The organism is Nocardioides aquaticus (assembly GCF_018459925.1).
In the GTDB taxonomy this organism is placed as follows: Bacteria; Actinomycetota; Actinomycetes; order Propionibacteriales; family Nocardioidaceae; genus Nocardioides; species Nocardioides aquaticus.
The window spans coordinates 4,017,581-4,034,360 of sequence record NZ_CP075371.1; the positions used below are offsets into that span (position 1 = coordinate 4,017,581).

Genomic DNA, 16,780 nt, shown 5'->3' on the forward strand with positions numbered 1-16,780 from the left:
CGGTGACCCCGGGGCCGGCGTGACGTTGGATCAGGCTGTGACCACCCCGACCCGTCGTACCGTCCTGAGGACCGGCGCCGCCGGCGCCCTCGGCACCGCCGCCCTCGCCCCCGGCGCCCCGGCCCCCGGGGCGCTCGCCGCCCCCGATGCCGCGCGTCGCCGCGCCGACCGGCGCACCTTCGCCCACGGTGTCGCCTCCGGCGACCCCCTCCCCCGCCGGGTCGTGATCTGGACCCGGGTCACCCCGACGCCGGCCTCGACCCCCGGCTCCGGCCAGGGGCCCCGCGTGACCGTGCGGTGGGAGGTCGCCCGGGACGCCGACTTCCGGCGGATCGTGCGCCGGGGCAGCGTCGTCACGGGGCCGTCGCGCGACCACACGGTCAAGGTCGACGTCGACGGGCTCGAGGCCGACCGGTGGTACCACTACCGCTTCGTCCTCGACGGCCGCCGCAGCCCGGTCGGGCGGCTGCGCACCGCCCCGCGCGCGCGGGCCGCCGTACGCCGCCTGCGCCTGGGCGTGGTGTCCTGCGCGAACTGGCAGGCCGGCATGTTCGCGGCCTACCGCGGGATCGCGGCGCGCGACGACCTCGACGCGGTGCTCTGCCTGGGCGACTACCTCTACGAGTACGCCCCCGGCGAGTACGGCTACGGCAACGCGAACGTCGACGTCCGCCCGCACGACCCGCCGCGCGAGATGGTCTCGCTGGAGGACTACCGACGGCGGCACGCGCAGTACAAGACCGACCCCGACCTGCAGGCCGCGCACGCGCGCTGCCCCTGGATCGTCACCTGGGACGACCACGAGACCACCAACGACGCGTGGCGGCGCGGCGCCGAGAACCACCAGCCCGACACCGAGGGCGACTTCCGGTCCCGCCGCGCCCGCGCGCACCGCGCCTACGACGAGTGGATGCCGGTACGGATGGACGGCACCGCCGCCCTCGGCGACGGCGCCCGGCTCTACCGCCGCCTGACCTGGGGCACGCTCGCCGAGATCAGCATGCTCGACCTGCGCACCTACCGCTCCGAGCAGAGCTCGGACCCGCAGGCCATCTCCGACCCGGCCCGCACGATCACGGGCAAGCGCCAGCTGGCCTGGCTGCTCGACTCGCTGCGCCGGCGCGCCTCGCAGTGGAAGGTCATCGGGAACCCGGTGATGATCGCGCCGGTGACGCTCGGCGCCCTGCCCGCGGCCAAGGCCCGGGCCGTCACCGAGGTGACCGGCCTGGCGCCCGACGAGGGCGTCCCGATCAACGTCGACCAGTGGGACGGCTACACCGCCGACCGCCGCCAGGTCTTCGACCTGCTGCGCGACCGCAACATCGACGACGCGCTGTTCGTCACCGGTGACATCCACTCCGCGTGGGCCGCCGAGCTGCCGTTCGAGAAGGGCACCTACCCGCTCTCGGGCACGGTCGGCGTCGAGTTCGTCTGCTCCTCGGTGACCTCCAACAACCTCGACGACATCACCGGCGGACCCGAGGGCTCCAGCGCCGGCGTCGAGGCCGCCATCCAGGCCGCGAACCCGCACATCAAGTATCTCGACTTCGACCGGCACGGCTTCTCGGTCCTCGACATCACCCCGGCCCGCGCGCAGATGGACTGGATCGTGCTCGGCGACCGCCGCGAGGCCGGCACCACGATCACCCACTCCGCCTCCTGGCTGACCCGCGCCAGCAGCGGGACCGTCCAGCGGGCCGACGGGCCCGTGCGGTGACCGGGCACGGCTGTGGCGGACCCCGCAGCACACCGACCGATTCGCGCCTCGCCGGCCTCGCGGAGGCGTACGCCGGTCGGCGGACGCTGCTCGGCGCCGCCGGCGGGGCCGGCCTGGTCTTCTCGGCCGCGGCCGGGACTGCGGCCGCCGCGCCCCGTCGCCGGACGCGCAAGCGGGCCTACGTCGTGGTCGTCGACGGGTGCCGACCCGAGGAGATCGACAGCGGGCTGACACCGAACCTGCGGTCGCTGCGCGACGCCGGTCTGCGGTACGGCCGCGCGACGTCGCTTCCGGTGATGGAGACCATCCCGAACCACACGATGATGATGACCGGGCGACGCCCCGACCGGACCGGTGTGCCGGCGAACTCCGTCTACGACCGGGCGCTCGGCGAGGTCCGCACCCTGGACCGGCCGCGCGACCTGCGGGGACCGACCATCCTGGAGCGGCTCGACCGCCGCGGGCTGCGGACCGCGACGGTGCTCAGCAAGGAGTACCTCTACGGGATCTTCGGCACCCGGGCGACCTACCGCTGGGAGCCGGGGCCGGTCATCCCGGTCGCGGAGTACGCCCCCGACGAGTTCACGATGGCCGCGGCGCGCGAGATGGTGACCGCGCACGACCCGCACCTGATGTTCGTCAACCTCGGCGACGTCGACCGGTTCGCGCACAGCGACCTCACCGGGCCCAGTGGCCTCGAGGTGCTGCGGCGCACCGCGCTGCTGAACACCGACCGGCTCGTGGGCGGTTTCGTCGATCTGCTCAAGGAGACCGGCCGGTGGGAGGACAGCCTGCTGGTGGTGCTCGCCGACCACTCGATGGACTACTCCACCCCGGACCGCGTGATCAGCCTGACCGCGCCGATCGAGGCCGACCCGTTCCTGGCCGGGAGGGTGGCGATCGGCGACAACGGCGGCGCCGACCTCCTCTACTGGCTCGGCCCCGACCGGCAGCGGGAGCGGGCCGTACGCCGGATGCGCGCGATCGCCCAGGGCACCGAGGGCGTGCTCGAGGCGCTCGACCGCCGCACGCGGTCGCTGCGGCTCGGCCCGGAGGCCGGCGACGTGGTCGTGTACTGCCGCGCCGGGTGGCGCTTCTCCGACCCGGACCCGGTCACCAGCAACCCGATCCCGGGCAACCACGGGCACCCGGCGACCCGGCCGATCCCGTTCTTCCTCAGCGGCGGGCACCCGGCCGTACCGCGGCGGACCGCGCGTCCCGGCCTGGCCACGACCGCCGACGTGGCGCCCACGGTCGGGGAGTTCCTCGGCCTGCCGGCCCCGCGCGGCGGGTACGACGGGCGCAGCCGGTTGTAGGCGCCGCAAGCGTCACCTCGAGGCGCCGCGAGCGTCATCTCGGCTGTCCGCGAGCGTCATCTCGGCGTCAGGTGGCGGAGGCCGACAGACGCTTCAGGGCCTGGCGGACCAGGGCGGGGTCGGTGGTCGGCCACATCGGCGGGAGGCTGGCCTTGAGGAACGAGCCGTAGCGGGCGGTGGCCAGGCGGGGGTCGAGGACCGCGACCACGCCCCGGTCCTCCCCGCTGCGGATCAACCGGCCGGCGCCCTGCGCCAGCAGCAGGGCGGCGTGGGTGGCCGCGACCTGCATGAACCCGTTGCCGCCGGCCTTGTCGGCCGCCTTCTGCCGCGCGCTCATCAGGGGGTCGTCGGGGCGCGGGAACGGGATCCGGTCGATGATCACCAGCTGGCAGGTGTCGCCCGGGACGTCGAGGCCCTGCCACAGGCTGAGCGTGCCGAACAGGCAGGTGTGCGGGTCCTCGACGAACTGCTTGGCCAGCTCCGGCAGCTGCGCGTCGCCCTGGGCCAGCGTGGTCAGGTGCGGCAGCCGCTCCCGGATCGCCTCCGCGGCGGCCTCGGCCGCCCGACGGCTCGAGAACAGCCCGAGGGTACGGCCCTCGGCGGCGTCGACCAGCCCGGCGATCTCGTCGAGCTGGGCCGGTCCGAGACCGTCGCGTCCCGGGGGTGGGAGGTGCCGGGCGACGTACATGATCCCCTGCCGGCCGTAGTCGAACGGCGACCCGACGTCGAGGCCCACCCACGGCAGCACGTCCTCGGTGCGCTCGGCGCCGGCGCCGGGCTCGGTGCGCTCGCCCGGCTTGAGGCCCAGGCTGCCGGCGACCGGGCCGAAGTCGCCGCCCAGCATCAAGGTGGCCGAGGTGAGCACGACCGACTTGTCGGCCAGCAGCTTGTCGCGCATCGGGCCCCACACCTGCAGCGGCGCCACGCACAGCCGCGGCGGCACCCGCTCGGTGCCCTCGTTCATCCACAGCACGTCGGCCTGGGAGGCGGCGGCCATCCGCTCGGCGGTGTCGAAGACGTCCTGGACCATGCCCCGCGACTGCTGGAGGCCGGGGTCGACCTCCTCGCCGCCGCCCCCGCCGACGGGCTTCTGCTTGGGGTAGGCCGACAGGCAGGTCCGGGCGGTGTCGCGGACCCGCGCCAGCGCCTCGGCGAGCTGGTCGGGCAGCGTCTCGAACCGGCCCGGGGACGCGGCCTGCATCGCGTCGCGCAGGTCGCCGGCGGCCTCGTCGAGGCTGTCGGCCTCGTCACCGTCGACGTGGCGCTGGCTGCGGCGCGCGGCCCGCTCGACGTCCATCGGGGTCAGCTCGTCGGTCGCGGCCTGGGTCACCCGCGCGACCAGCTCGTGCGCCTCGTCGACGACCACGGCGTCGTACTCCGGGATCATCGGGACGCCCTCGATGGCGTCGATGGCCAGCAGGGAGTGGTTGGTGACGATCAGGTGGGAGGCGTGGGCGCGCTCCTTGGCGACCTCGGCGAAGCACTCCTCGCCGAAGGGGCAGCGGGCCGCGCCCAGGCAGTCGCGGTGGCTGACCGAGACCTGGCGCCACTCCTTGTCGGTGTGGCGCGGGGCGTTGTCGCGCTCGCCGGTCCCGCTGTTCTCGGCCTCCTTCTCGGCCCAGCTGCGCAGCTCGAGGACCTTGCCGGCCATCGAGCCCTGCGGCACGTCGACCAGCGCACCCTGGTCGTCGGGCACGCCCTCGCGGATGCGGTGCAGGCAGGCGTAGTTGGAGCGGCCCTTCAGCACCGCGAACGACGCGTCGACGCCACGCGTGCCCTTCACGGCCTCGACCAGGCGGGGCAGGTCGCGCTCGACGAGCTGGTGCTGCAGGGCCAGGGTCGCGGTGGCCACCACGACGCGACGCCGGTGCAGCAGCGCCGGCACGAGGTAGGCCAGCGACTTGCCGGTGCCGGTGCCGGCCTGGACGAGCAGGTGGTGCTCGTCCTCCATCGCCTCCGCGACGGCCTCGGCCATCGCCACCTGGCCGCTGCGCTCGACGCCGCCGAGGGCCTCGACCGCGGCGTGCAGGACCGTGCGCACGGCTCCCGGCGTGGACGGGGCGGCGCTGGTCGGGTCGGGCACCGCAGAACCCTAGCCGCGCGGGGGCGTACGCCGCGGGCCCGGGCGGGAGACCTGTGGAGGGCGCCCGCCCGGACCCGCGTCGGGGGACCCCGGGACGTCATACCGGCGACCGCTCAACCGCGGTGCGGGTCGTATGACGTCCCGGGCCCCACCCGGACCGTGCCGGAGCGACCGACCGTCAGTAGCGGACGTGCTCCAGGTAGAGGTGCCCCACCGCCGCGCTGGTCAGCGGCGAGACGTCCGGGTTGTCGTTCTCGACGATGTACTGCTCCGCGCGGTGCTTGGAGAAGATCCGCTCGAAGTCCACGACGCCGGTGCCGAGGTCGGCCATGTCGCCGGTGGCCGCGTCACGGTCCTTGACGTGGAACTGGCGGACCTCCTGCGGCGCCGCGCGCAGGGTGTCGATCACGAACTTGTCGGGGTCGGCCTGGTTCGTGTTCACCCCGCCGGTGTAGACCCAGTAGAGGTCGGCCTCGAGGTGCACCAGCTTCGGGTCCAGCCGCTCGGTGAGGACCTGCCACGGGGTGACGCCGCCGCCGAGGTCGATCGTGAACTCGTGCGCGTGGTTGTGGTAGCCGTAGCGCAGCCCGAACCGGCGGGCGATGCGCGCCTCGGCGTTCATCGCGTCGGCCCACCCCTGCCACTCCTCCAGCGAGTCGGAGTTGAGGTAGGGCACGTTGACGTAGGACTGCCCGAGCAGGGCGGCGTTCTCCATCTTCGTGCGCGCCTCCGCGCGGGTGGCGCTGATCCCGTCGTGGCTCGAGGTGGCCTTGAGGCCACGCTCGTCCAGCAGCGTCTTCATCTCGGCCGCGGTCCGGCCGTAGTAGCCGGCCAGCTCGACCTGCTGGTAGCCGTACTGCGCCAGGCGGTCCAGCACCGTCTCGAGGCCGGGCTCGCCCGAGACCGCGGCGCGCAGCGTGTACATCTGCAGGCTGATGGCGCGGTGCGGCACGCGCCGCTGGCCCTTCACAGGCTTGCCCGGCTTGCCCGGCTTGCCCGGCCTGCCCGGGGCGGCCGTGGCCGCGCCCGTGCCGACGCTCGCCACCGCGAGGCCGGCGGCGCCGACCGCGGCACCGCGGAACAGCGCGCGGCGGCTGGCGCCCTTGGCGGCCAACGAGTCGTCGAGCGCCTTGTCTCCGTCGAATCCGAAACACATGTGCTGGTCCTCTCCGAGATGGTGCCTGGGTGGTGCTGTGGGTCGGTGGGTCAGTCGCGGGTGGCGAAGGCCGCGTCGAAGGCGGCGTCGGGCGCGTCGAAGGCCAGGCGCCGCACGAACTCGAGCGCCTCGGGGGCGCCGACGAGCCGGTCCATCCCGGCGTCCTCCCACTCGATCGAGATGGGGCCGTCGTAGCCGATGGCGTTGAGCATCCGGAAGCACTGCTCCCAGGGCACGTCGCCGTGGCCGGTGGAGACGAAGTCCCAGCCGCGCCGGGGGTCGGCCCACGGCAGGTGCGACCCGAGCCGGCCGTTGCGGCCGTTGCCGGTCTGGCGCTTCGCGTCCTTGCAGTCGACGTGGTAGATCCGGTCGCGGAAGTCCCACAGGAAGCCGACCGGGTCGAGGTCCTGCCACACGAAGTGGCTGGGGTCCCAGTTCAGGCCGAACGCCTCGCGGTGCCCGATCGCCTCCATCGCCGCGACCGTGGTCCAGTAGTCGTAGGCGATCTCGGAGGGGTGCACCTCGTGGGCGAACCGTACGCCGCACTCGTCGAAGACGTCGAGGATCGGGTTCCAGCGGTCGGCGAAGTCGGTGTAGCCCGCAGCGACCATCTCGGCCGAGGCCGGGGGGAACATCGCGACGTACTTCCAGATCGAGGACCCGGTGAAGCCGATGACGGTGTCCACGCCGAGCCGCTGGGCCGTGCGAGCGGTCAGCTTCATCTCCTCGGCCGCCCGCTGACGTACGCCCTCGGGGTCGCCGTCGCCCCAGACCTGCGCCGGCAGGATCGCCTGGTGCCGGGCGTCGATCGGGTCGTCGCAGACGGCCTGGCCCTTGAGGTGGTTGGAGATGGCGTGCACGGCCAGGCCGTGCTTCTCCAGCAGGTCGAGCTTGTCCTTGACGTAGCCGTCGTCCTCGGCGGCGCGCCACGGGTCGAGGTGGTCGCCCCAGCAGGCGATCTCGAGGCCGTCGTAGCCCCAGCCGGAGGCCAGCTCGCAGACCTTCTCGAAGGGGAGGTCGGCCCACTGGCCGGTGAACAGGGTGATCGGTCGGGTCATGGGTGGATCTCCTGCCAGGTACGGGTGTCGGAGCTGGTCTCCACGGCGTCGAGCACGCGCTGGACCTGGAGCCCGTCGCGGAAGCCCGGCGCCGGGTCGGTGCCGGTGGCGACGGCCTGGACCAGGTCGACGACCTGGTGGGTGAAGCCGTGCTCGTAGCCCAGGCCGTGGCCCGGCGGCCACCAGGCGGCGACGTACGGGTGCTCGGCCTCGGTGGCCAGGATCCGGCGGAAGCCGGCGGTCTCGGCGGGCTCGGTGGCGTCGAAGAGCTCGAGGACGTTCATGTCCTCGAAGTCGAAGGCCAGGCTGCCGCGGGAACCGTTGACCTCGATCCGGATCGCGTTCTTGCGGCCGGTGGCGAAGCGGGTCGCCTCGAAGACGCCGAGCGCGCCGCCGCCGAAGCGGGCGATGAAGACGGCGGCGTCGTCGACGGTCACGGCGCCCCGCTCGGTGCTGGCGGTGGCGCTGAGGCCGGACTGCTCGGTGGCCAGCGGCCGCTCCTTGACGAAGGTCTCCAGCCGCGCGGAGACCTCCTGGACGCGGTCGCCGGTGATGTACTGCGTGAGGTCGACGATGTGCGCGCCGATGTCCCCGAGCGCCCCGGAGCCGGCCCGGTCCTTCTGCAGCCGCCACGACAGCGGCGCCTCGGGGTCGACCAACCAGTCCTGCAGGTACTGCGCCCGGACGTGGCGCACCTCGCCGATCCGGCCCTGCTCGACCAGCCGGCGGGCCAGCGCGACGGCCGGCACCCGCCGGTAGGTGAAGCCGACCATGGCGCGGACGCCGTGCTCGGCGGCCTCGTCGGCGGCCGCGACCATCGCCTCGGCCTCGGCCACGGAGTTGGCCAGCGGCTTCTCGCAGAGCACGTGCTTGCCGGCGCGGAGCGCGGCGATCGCGATCTCGGCGTGGGTGTCGCCCGGGGTGCAGACGTCGACCAGGTCGACGTCGTCACGCTCGAGGGTCCGCTCCCAGCTGGTCTCGGTCGCCGCCCACCCGAGACGGGTGGCGGCGGCCGCCGTACGCCCCTCGTCGCGGCCGCAGAGGACGGCGGTGACGGGGTCGAGCGGCAGGTCGAAGAAACGGGGCGCGGTGTGCCAGGCCTGGGAGTGCGCGGCCCCCATGAAGGAGTGGCCGATCATCGCCACTCCGAGGCGGGGCGTGGGGCTGGTCATGGGTGGTGCTCCCTTCGAGGGGTCCGGGCAGGACCCGGAGGGCGGCCCGCCCCACCTGCTGAGGAGGTGGTGGGGCGGGCGCGCCGGTCTGGGTGGGTCTGGCTCAGGACTCGAAGGCGGTGTCGATGAACTGCTCGACGTTGTCCGCGGTCACGACCGGGGCGTAGAGCTGCACCTCGCGGGGCACCTCGACCTCGACCAGGTCGCCGAGGGCCTTCTGCTGGACGAGCAGGCGAGCCATCATGATGCCGTCGGCGCCCTGGGTGGAGGGGTAGACGACGGTGGCCTTCAGGACGCTGTCGTCGGCCTGGATGGAACGCATCGCGTTGGCCGAGCCGGCGCCACCGACCATGAAGAACTCGTCGCGACCGGCGTTCTCGAACGCGGCCAGGACGCCGACGCCCTGGTCGTCGTCGTGGTTCCACACGGCGTCGATCTGGGGCGCGGCCTGGAGCAGGTTGGAGGCGGCGCGCTCGCCGCCCTCGGGGGTGAAGTCGGCGGGGACGCGGTTGTCGACGTCGAGACCGCACTCGCCGAGCGCGTCCTCGAAGCCCTGGCTGCGGTCCTGGGTCAGCGGCAGCGAGTCGATGCCGGCGATCTCGGCGACCACGGCGTCGGGGTTGTCGCCCAGCTCGGAGCAGATGTAGGAGCCGGCCGAGACCCCCATGCCGTAGTTGTCGCCGAGGACGGTGACGCGGGCGGCGTTCGGGTCCTCGAACTCGCGGTCGACGTTGATGACCGGGATGCCGGCCTCCATGGCCTGCAGCGCGACCGGAGTCATCGCGGCACCGTCGAAGGGCAGCAGCACGATCGCGTCGACGCCGTCGTTGATGAAGGTCTCCACCTGGCTGATCTGCAGGTTCACGTCGTTGGTGCCCTCGGCGATGCGCAGGTCGACGTCCTCGTAGGCGTCGGCGGCCTCCCGGGCCGACTCGGTGATTGAGGCCATCCAGCCGTGGTCGGCGGCGGGGGCCGAGAAGCCGATGACGACGGTGTCGCCGGCCTCGTCGTTCGAGCCCTGCTCGGCCTCGGACGTGCCGCCGGCCTGGGTGCCGCCGTCGTCGGCGGCGGTGTTGCCGGTGCAGGCGGCGAGGGAGAGCACGGCGACGCCGGCGACGAGGCCGGTGCCGAGCTTGTGGGCGGACCGCAGGGACATGAGGTGCTCCTTGGAGAGGTGGGGCGACGGGGCGGTGCGGGAGTCGTGCGGGTGGTGCGGGGAACGGTGGTCGAGGAGCGCAGCGACCGTCGAGACGGTGGTCGAGGAGGGAGCGCAGCGACCCTCTTGAGGCCTAGGGGCTCTTGCTGCGAGCGGCGAAGCGCTGCTGGAGCAGCACGGCGGCGACGATGATGACCCCCTTGAGCAGCGCCTGCTCGGAGGTGGAGCGGTTGTTGAGCGTGAAGACGTTGGTCAGCGTGGTGAAGATCAGCACGCCGATGACGGTGCCGACGATGGTGCCGCGACCACCGGCGAGCAGGGTGCCGCCGATGACGACCGCGGCGATCACGTCGAGCTCGATCAGCGTGCCGTGGGTGGAGGTGCCGGTGGAGGTGCGGGAGATGATCATCAGCGCGGCGACGCCGCAGAGCACCCCGAGCTGCACGTAGAGCAGGACGGTGTGGCGCTGGACGTTGATCCCGGCCAGCCGGGCGGCCTCGGGGTTGCCCCCGACGGCGAGGGTGCGGCGCCCGAAGGTGGTCCGGTTGAAGACCACCCAGCCGATGGCGGCGACCAGGGCGAACATGATCACGATGACCGGGACGCCCACGACCTCGGCACCGAAGAAGTCGGTGAAGCCCGGTACGTCGACGATCTGGGTTCGCCGCTGGGAGATGATCTCGGCCAGCCCGCGGGCGCTGGCCAGCATCGCCAGGGTGGCGATGAACGGCACGACCTTGCCGTAGGAGACGAGCAGCCCGCTGATCAACCCGCAGGCGGCGCCGACGGCCAGGGCCGCGCCCACCATCACGATCCAGTGCGTGTCGCGGGCCATCGTCTGGGTGGCCAGGGTCGTGCACCAGACCGACGACAGGGCCATGACCGCGCCGACGGACAGGTCGATGCCGCCGCCGGTGATCACGAAGGTCATCCCGATGCTGATCACCCCGGTCACCGCGGCGAGCCGCAGGATGGTGAGCAGGTTGGCGGTCGAGCCGAACCGCTCGCCGGTGGTGACCAGGCCGACCACGCACAGGATGACCAGGGCCAGGACGAGACCGAGGTTGCGCACCAGCCCGGACCCGCCCAGCCCGCCGAGGCGCCCGCGCGCGGGCCGCTCACCGCCTGGGCCACCGGTGGTGGGGTCGGTCGGCGAGACGGGCACGGCGGTGGCCGGCAGGCCGCGGCCCGGGCTCACCTCGGTGTCGTCGCTCATGCGGGTGCTCCTTCCATGACGAGGTCCAGGACCCTCGACTCGTCGATCTCGTCGGCCGCGGACTCGTGGACCACGGCGCCTTCTCGGACCACCAGCACCCGGTCGGCGAGCCCGAGCACCTCCTCGACCTCGCTGGACACCACGACCACGGCGACGCCGGAGTCGGCGAGGCGGCGGACGAGGGCGTAGATCTCGCTGCGGGCGCCGACGTCGACGCCACGGGTGGGCTCGTCGAGCAGCAGCACCCGGCACTCGCGCAGCAGCCACCGGGCCAGCACGATCTTCTGCTGGTTGCCGCCGGACAGGGTGCGGACCGCGCGGTCGACGCCGGCGGGGCGGACGTCGAGGGAGGTGGTGAGCTCGGTGGCGGTACGCCGCTCGGCCCGCTCGTCGAGGAGGCCCAGCCGCGCGAAGCGGCCCATCACCGACACGGTGATGTTGCGGTACACGGCCTGGTCGAGCAGCAGGCCCTGGCTCTTGCGCTCCTCGGGGCAGAGCCCGACGCCGGCCTTGACCGCCGCGGGCACGGAGCCGCGGCGCAGCTTCCTGCCGTCGACGGTGACGGTGCCCGCGGACGCGCGGCGGGCGCCGTACAGGGTCTCGATGATCTCGGAGCGCCCGGCACCGACCAGGCCGGCCAGCCCGACGATCTCGCCGGCGTGGACGGTGAGGTCGACTCCGGAGAAGACGCCGGCCAGGGCGAGGCCGCGGACCTCGAGCACCGGGTCGGTGCGCGAGCGGGGCGTGCTGCTGCGGGGCGGGAAGACGTACTCGATGGAGCGACCGGTCATCAGCTTGATGAGGTCCGCGGTGGGGGTGGTCGCGGCGTCGAGGCCGGTGGCCACGGTCGCGCCGTCCTTGAGGACGGTGATCCGGTCGCCGATCTCGCGGATCTCCTCGAGGCGGTGGGAGATGTAGACGACCGCGACGCCCTCGGCGGTGAGGCCGCGGATCACCCGGAACAGGTTGGCGACGCCGTCCTGGTCGAGCACCGCGGAGGGCTCGTCGAGGATCAGCAGGCGGGTGTCGTGGGACAGCGCGCGGGCCATGCTGACGATCTGCTGCTCGGCCGGCGAGAGCGTGCCGACCGCGCGGGTGGGCGAGACGTGGGCGTGGCCGAGGCGGGTGAGGAGCTCGCGGGTGGTCCGGTGCGCCCGCTGGCGCTGGGAGAACCCGCCGCGGCTGAGCTCGTGGCCCAGGAAGATGTTCTCGGCGACGCTGAGGTCGGCGACGAGGTCGAGCTCCTGGTAGATCGTGGAGATGCCGTGCTTCATCGCCACGGCCGGCGTGCTGAGCGTGGTCTCGGCGCCGTCGATGGCGATCGTCCCGGCGTCGGGGCGGTACGAGGCCGACAGGACCTTGATCAGCGTCGACTTCCCGGCACCGTTCTGGCCGAGCAGGCAGTGCACCTCACCGGCGCGGACGTCGAGGTCGACGCCGTCGAGGGCGCGGACACCGGGGAACTCCTTGACGATGCCGCTCATCTGCAGCAGCGGTGCGCCCTCGGGAGTGGCGGCCATCGATGTGCTCCTACGTCTGTGACGGGCGTCACCAGAGGGGTGACGTCGCTCAAACTAGGGGTGTGGTGCGACGGAAGGCAAGCACTTCGCGTGTTTCTTTTGAAATTGTTCGGATGGGTAACGCAAGTTGGTGGACAAAGTCTGCAGAGTCCGGCCCCCGCGCCGGCCGGTCAGCCCGCGGCGTACACCGAGCTGCTGATTAGCCGCGCAGCGCCGATCACGCCGCCCTCGTCGCCGAGCTCGCTGAGCACGATCGGCAGGTTGCCGGTGGCCAGCGGCAGGGAGCGGCGGTAGGTGACGCTGCGGATCTCGGCGAGCAGGGAGTGCCCGACGCCGGTGAGCCCGCCGCCGATCACGATCAGGCCGGGGTTGACGAAGGAGACCAGGCTGGCCAGCACCTGCCCGACCCGCCGGCCGCTCTCGCGGACCAGCTCGAGGGCGACCGCGTCGCCGTGGGTGGCGGCCTGGCCGACGTCGGCGGCGGTGAGCACCCCGCGCTCGGCGAGCAGCGTCGCGAGGCCCGGTGAGCGCCCGGACCGGGCGGCCGTGGTGGCGTCGCGGGCCACGGCCGCTCCCCCGGCGAAGGCCTCCAGGCAGCCGGCGTTGCCACAGGCGCAGGTGGGACCGGTCTCCTCGACGCGGATGTGGCCGATGTCGCCGGCGCAGCCGTCGACCCCGCGGTAGACCCGGCCGTCGACGACCAGCCCGCAGCCGATGCCCGTACCGATCTTGACGAACAGGAAGTCCCGCGAGCTGCGGGCGACCCCGGCGTGCAGCTCCCCGGCGGCGAGCACGTTCACGTCGTTGTCGAGCAGCGCCGGACAGCCGAGGGCGCGACTGACGACGTCGCGCACCGGGTAGCCGTCCCAGCCCGGCATGATCGGCGGCGACACCGAGATCCCGCGGTCGAAGTCGACCGGACCCGGCACGCCGATCCCGGCGCCGACGGGTCGCTCGACGCCGATCTCGGCCAGCAGCTCCCGGGCCAGGGCGACCGCGCACTCCAGGACGCCCTCGGGGCCCTCGCGCACGTCGGAGGCGCAGGAGCGCTGCGCGCGCACGGCCAGCCGGCCGTCCGTCAGCCCGACCGTCATCCCGGTGGCCCCGATCGAGATGCCGACGAAGACGAGGTCGGGGTGCAGGTCGACGATGGTGGAGCGGCGGCCGCCGCGCGAGGCCGCAGGCCCCACCTCGTGCACCAGTCCGAGCTCGCCGAGCCGGCCGACCTCGACCGCGATCGTGGTCCGCGAGACCTCGAGGGAGTCGGCGAGCTGGGTGCGCGAGAGCGGACCGTCGTCGCGCAGCCGCGTCAGCAGCCGCGCCTGGATGGTGCTCTCGGCCCGGCCCGTCAGCGGGTGTCGCGGCCGCCCCTCGTCCTGCGCGTCCTGCCCGTCCTCGGTCACGGCCGCGATCCTCGCACGGGCGCGTCCCGCCGGCGGCGCGCCCGACGGAGGGTCGCCGGGGCCGTCAGCACCACCCCGACCACGACGCCGATGACGGTCCCCGCGGTGTTGGTGAGCAGGTCGCGCGGGTCCGGCACCCGGCCGGGGATGGAGCGCTGGGCGGTCTCGATCGCCAGCGTCATCGCGATCCCGAGCCCGAACGCGACCCACCAGAACCGGGTGCCGACCAGCAGCAGGAAGAACAGCCCGACCGGCACGAACAGCGCCACGTTGGCCAGCGCCTCGGCGCGGTCGTAGGTCAGCCAGGACAGCTCCTCGTAGCGCTGCAGCCGGTCGACCACCCGCAGCACCAGGCCCCACTCGTCGCGCTCGGCGAGGTCGGGGGTCAGCGTCAGCCAGGCCACGAAGCCGAGGTAGGCGAAGGTGACCAGGGACAGGAACGGGTGGCGGTGGAACACCCGCCCATCCTGCCGCCCCCCGGCGCTTGCGGCGGCCCGGGCCGCGGAGGAGCATCCCCGGGGTGACCGCGACCACCCGCCTGCTCGCCCTCCCCGACGGCCGCGACCTCGAGGTCCTCGACGGCGGCGACCCCGACGGACGGGTGCTGGTGCTGCACGGCGGCCAGCCGTCGGCGGCCGTACGCTCCCCGCTGCTCGACGGCGCCGCGCGCGAGGCGGGCCTGCGGCTGCTGACCACGTCGAGGCCGGGGTACGGCGCCTCGTCGCCGCGCCCGGGCGCCTACCGCGTCCGCGACGACGTCGACGACGTCGAGGCGCTGCTCGACGACGTCGGGGCCGAGGAGTTCGTGACCCTGGGCTGGTCCGGCGGCGGCCCACGGGCGCTGGCCTGCGCCGCCCTGCTGCCCGACCGCTGCCGAGCGGCGACGTCGCTGGCCGGGGTGGCGCCGCACGACGCGGCCGGGCTGGACTGGTCGGCCGGGATGGCGCCCGAGAACGTGGCCGAGTTCGGCGCCGCCGAGCAGGGGCCGGAGGCGTACGAGTCCTACCTGGTCGCCGAGCTCCTGCCGGTGCTCCGGACCGGCACCGACGACCTCGCGGCCGCGCTGGGCGGACTGGTGCCCCCTGTCGACCGGCAGGCGATGGTCGACGGGATGGCGCCCTGGATGGCCGAGACGTTCAGTCGGGCCGGCGCGCAGGGCGTGCGGGGCATGCGTGACGACGGGCTGGCGATCGTCGCGCCCTGGGGCTTCGACCTGGCCCGGATCACGGTCCCGACCGCGGTCTGGCAGGGCACGGAGGACGCGATGGTCCCGGTTGCCCACGGCCGGTGGCTGGCCGAGCACGTCCCCGGCACCACCGCGCACCTGCTCGACGGCGAGGGCCACCTCAGCCTGGTGACCCGGGTCGGGGAGATGCTGGCCGAGCTGAAGGAGCTGGCCGGCTGGTGACGCCGGCCGACCCCTCGACTACCCCGCGGTGGTGACCGCGTACTCCGCCAGCTCGCCGGCCAGCCCGCCGTGCGCGCGCCCACGCAGCAGGGTGCCGTCGGCGGTGTGCTCGAGCTCGTCGATCTCGCCGTTCTGGTGGATCTTGTTGAGCAGGTCGCCGCGCTCGTACGGCAGCAGGACCTCGAACGGCTCGGTCGGGTGCGGCAGCTCGGCCTCGACGGCCGCGCGGACCGCGTCGACGCCCTCCCCGGTGTGGGCGCTGACCACGACGGCGTGCGGCTCGCGCTGCAGCAGCCGGGCCAGGACCATCGGGTCGGCCAGGTCGGCCTTGTTGATGACGACCAGCTCGGGCACCTTGTCGGCGTCGATCTCGGCGAAGACCTCGCGGACCGCGGTGAGCTGGCCCTCGGGGTCGGGGTGGGAGCCGTCGACGACGTGCAGCACGAGGTCGGCGTCGGCCACCTCCTCCAGCGTCGAGCGGAAGGCCTCGACGAGCTGGTGGGGCAGGTGCCGCACGAAGCCGACCGTGTCGCTCATCGTGTAGACGCGACCGTCGGTCGTGGTCGTCTTGCGGGTGGTCGGGTCCAGGGTCGCGAACAGCGCGTCCTCGACCAGGACCCCGGCGTCGGTGAGCCGGTTCAGCAGCGACGACTTGCCGGCGTTGGTGTAGCCGGCGATGACCACGGCCGGCACCTGCCGGTCGCTGCGCTGGGAACGCTTGGTGTCGCGGGTGCCGCGCATGTCGGCGAGCTCGCGGCGCAGCTTGGCGATCTTGGTGTTGATCCGACGCCGGTCGGTCTCGATCTTGGTCTCACCGGGACCACGGCTGCCGATCCCCGCACCGGCGGCGACGCGGCCACCGGCCTGGCGGGACAGGTTGCCACCCCAGCCGCGCAGGCGCTGCTTCATGTAGCTCAGCTGCGCCAGCTCGACCTGGGCCTTGCCCTCGCGGCTCTTGGCGTGCTGGCTGAAGATGTCGAGGATCAGCGCGGTCCGGTCGACGACCTTGACCTTGAGCTTGTCCTCCAGGTTGCGCAGCTGGCTGGGCGCCAGGTCGCCGTCGCACACCACGGTGTCCGCCCCGGTCGCCAGGACGATCTCGGCCAGGCCCTCGACCTTGCCGCGCCCGATGTAGGTCGCGGGGTCGGGGTTCTGCCGGCGCTGGTAGATCGCCTCGAGCACCTCGGAGCCGGCCGTCTCGGCCAGCAGCGCGAGCTCGGCCATTGAGTTCTCGGCGTCCTCGACACGTCCCCCGGTCCACACCCCGACCAGCACGACGCGCTCCAGGCGCAGCTGGCGGTACTCGACCTCGGAGATGTCCTCGAGCTCGGTGCGCAGGCTGGCGACCCGGCGCAGCTCGTGGCGCTCGACCAGGTCGAGGTCCCCGGTGGAGTACCCGGGCCTGCTCCGGTCCGCCTTCGGGACGGCGGGAGCATCGGTGTCGTCGGCGTACCCCGACTCGAAGTCCCCGTCCTGGTCGTCCCAGGTCGTGGTGGCGTCGAGCTCGGCGTCGAGGGTGAAGTCGTGAGCGTGGGTCATATACCTCCAGGTTAGTTCTCACAGAACGCAGGGACC

The 16,780-nt window shown here is 73.5% G+C and carries 13 protein-coding genes; 3 read left to right on the forward strand and 10 right to left on the reverse strand.

Features of this window, described 5'->3' with window-relative positions:
• Positions 1–37: 37 nt before the first annotated feature.
• Positions 38–1,717, forward strand: coding sequence for an alkaline phosphatase D family protein (locus tag ENKNEFLB_RS19520; protein ID WP_214056892.1), 1,680 nt, complete (start codon positions 38–40; stop codon positions 1,715–1,717).
• Complete coding sequence (locus tag ENKNEFLB_RS19525; RefSeq protein ID WP_246535673.1) at positions 1,714–3,033, forward strand: alkaline phosphatase family protein; 1,320 nt, start codon at positions 1,714–1,716, stop codon at positions 3,031–3,033. The genes ENKNEFLB_RS19520 and ENKNEFLB_RS19525 overlap by 4 nt, the downstream gene beginning before the upstream one ends.
• Before the next feature lie 67 nt (positions 3,034–3,100).
• Here the strand turns inward: ENKNEFLB_RS19525 and ENKNEFLB_RS19530 are convergent, their stop codons facing one another.
• The 9 genes from ENKNEFLB_RS19530 to ENKNEFLB_RS19570 form a co-directional block, all read right to left on the reverse strand.
• Positions 3,101–5,116, reverse strand: a complete 2,016-nt coding sequence (locus tag ENKNEFLB_RS19530) for an ATP-dependent DNA helicase (RefSeq protein ID WP_246535674.1) — start codon at positions 5,114–5,116, stop codon at positions 3,101–3,103.
• A gap of 178 nt (positions 5,117–5,294) precedes the next feature.
• The gene (locus tag ENKNEFLB_RS19535) at positions 5,295–6,272 is read right to left on the reverse strand and encodes a sugar phosphate isomerase/epimerase family protein (RefSeq protein ID WP_214056893.1); all 978 of its coding nucleotides are present in this window, start codon (positions 6,270–6,272) and stop codon (positions 5,295–5,297) included.
• Positions 6,273–6,322: 50 nt separating this feature from the next.
• On the reverse strand, positions 6,323–7,330 hold the full coding sequence (locus ENKNEFLB_RS19540) for a sugar phosphate isomerase/epimerase family protein (protein WP_214056894.1): 1,008 nt from the start codon (positions 7,328–7,330) through the stop codon (positions 6,323–6,325).
• Entirely contained in the window at positions 7,327–8,502 is a 1,176-nt protein-coding gene (locus tag ENKNEFLB_RS19545; RefSeq protein WP_214056895.1) for a Gfo/Idh/MocA family protein, read from the reverse strand. Before ENKNEFLB_RS19545 ends, ENKNEFLB_RS19540 begins: the two co-directional genes overlap by 4 nt.
• Before the next feature lie 103 nt (positions 8,503–8,605).
• Complete coding sequence (locus ENKNEFLB_RS19550) at positions 8,606–9,658, reverse strand: substrate-binding domain-containing protein (RefSeq protein WP_214056896.1); 1,053 nt, start codon at positions 9,656–9,658, stop codon at positions 8,606–8,608.
• 133 nt (positions 9,659–9,791) lie between these two features.
• Positions 9,792–10,874, reverse strand: coding sequence for an ABC transporter permease (locus ENKNEFLB_RS19555; protein WP_214056897.1), 1,083 nt, complete (start codon positions 10,872–10,874; stop codon positions 9,792–9,794).
• The gene (locus tag ENKNEFLB_RS19560) at positions 10,871–12,394 is read right to left on the reverse strand and encodes a sugar ABC transporter ATP-binding protein (RefSeq protein WP_214056898.1); all 1,524 of its coding nucleotides are present in this window, start codon (positions 12,392–12,394) and stop codon (positions 10,871–10,873) included. The genes ENKNEFLB_RS19555 and ENKNEFLB_RS19560 overlap by 4 nt, the downstream gene beginning before the upstream one ends.
• A 170-nt stretch (positions 12,395–12,564) precedes the next feature.
• The gene (locus ENKNEFLB_RS19565; protein WP_214056899.1) at positions 12,565–13,797 is read right to left on the reverse strand and encodes an ROK family transcriptional regulator; all 1,233 of its coding nucleotides are present in this window, start codon (positions 13,795–13,797) and stop codon (positions 12,565–12,567) included.
• A complete protein-coding gene (locus ENKNEFLB_RS19570) occupies positions 13,794–14,255 on the reverse strand; it encodes a VanZ family protein (protein WP_214056900.1) in 462 nt (153 codons plus the stop codon). Before ENKNEFLB_RS19570 ends, ENKNEFLB_RS19565 begins: the two co-directional genes overlap by 4 nt.
• 62 nt (positions 14,256–14,317) lie before the next feature.
• On the opposite strand from ENKNEFLB_RS19570, the gene ENKNEFLB_RS19575 reads away from it, so the two are divergent.
• A complete protein-coding gene (locus tag ENKNEFLB_RS19575) occupies positions 14,318–15,205 on the forward strand; it encodes an alpha/beta fold hydrolase (protein WP_246535675.1) in 888 nt (295 codons plus the stop codon).
• Between the two features lie 18 nt (positions 15,206–15,223).
• Here ENKNEFLB_RS19575 and hflX read toward each other — a convergent pair whose 3' ends face one another.
• Positions 15,224–16,744, reverse strand: coding sequence for a GTPase HflX (hflX, locus tag ENKNEFLB_RS19580; protein ID WP_214056901.1), 1,521 nt, complete (start codon positions 16,742–16,744; stop codon positions 15,224–15,226).
• Between the last annotated feature and the right edge of the window lie 36 nt (positions 16,745–16,780).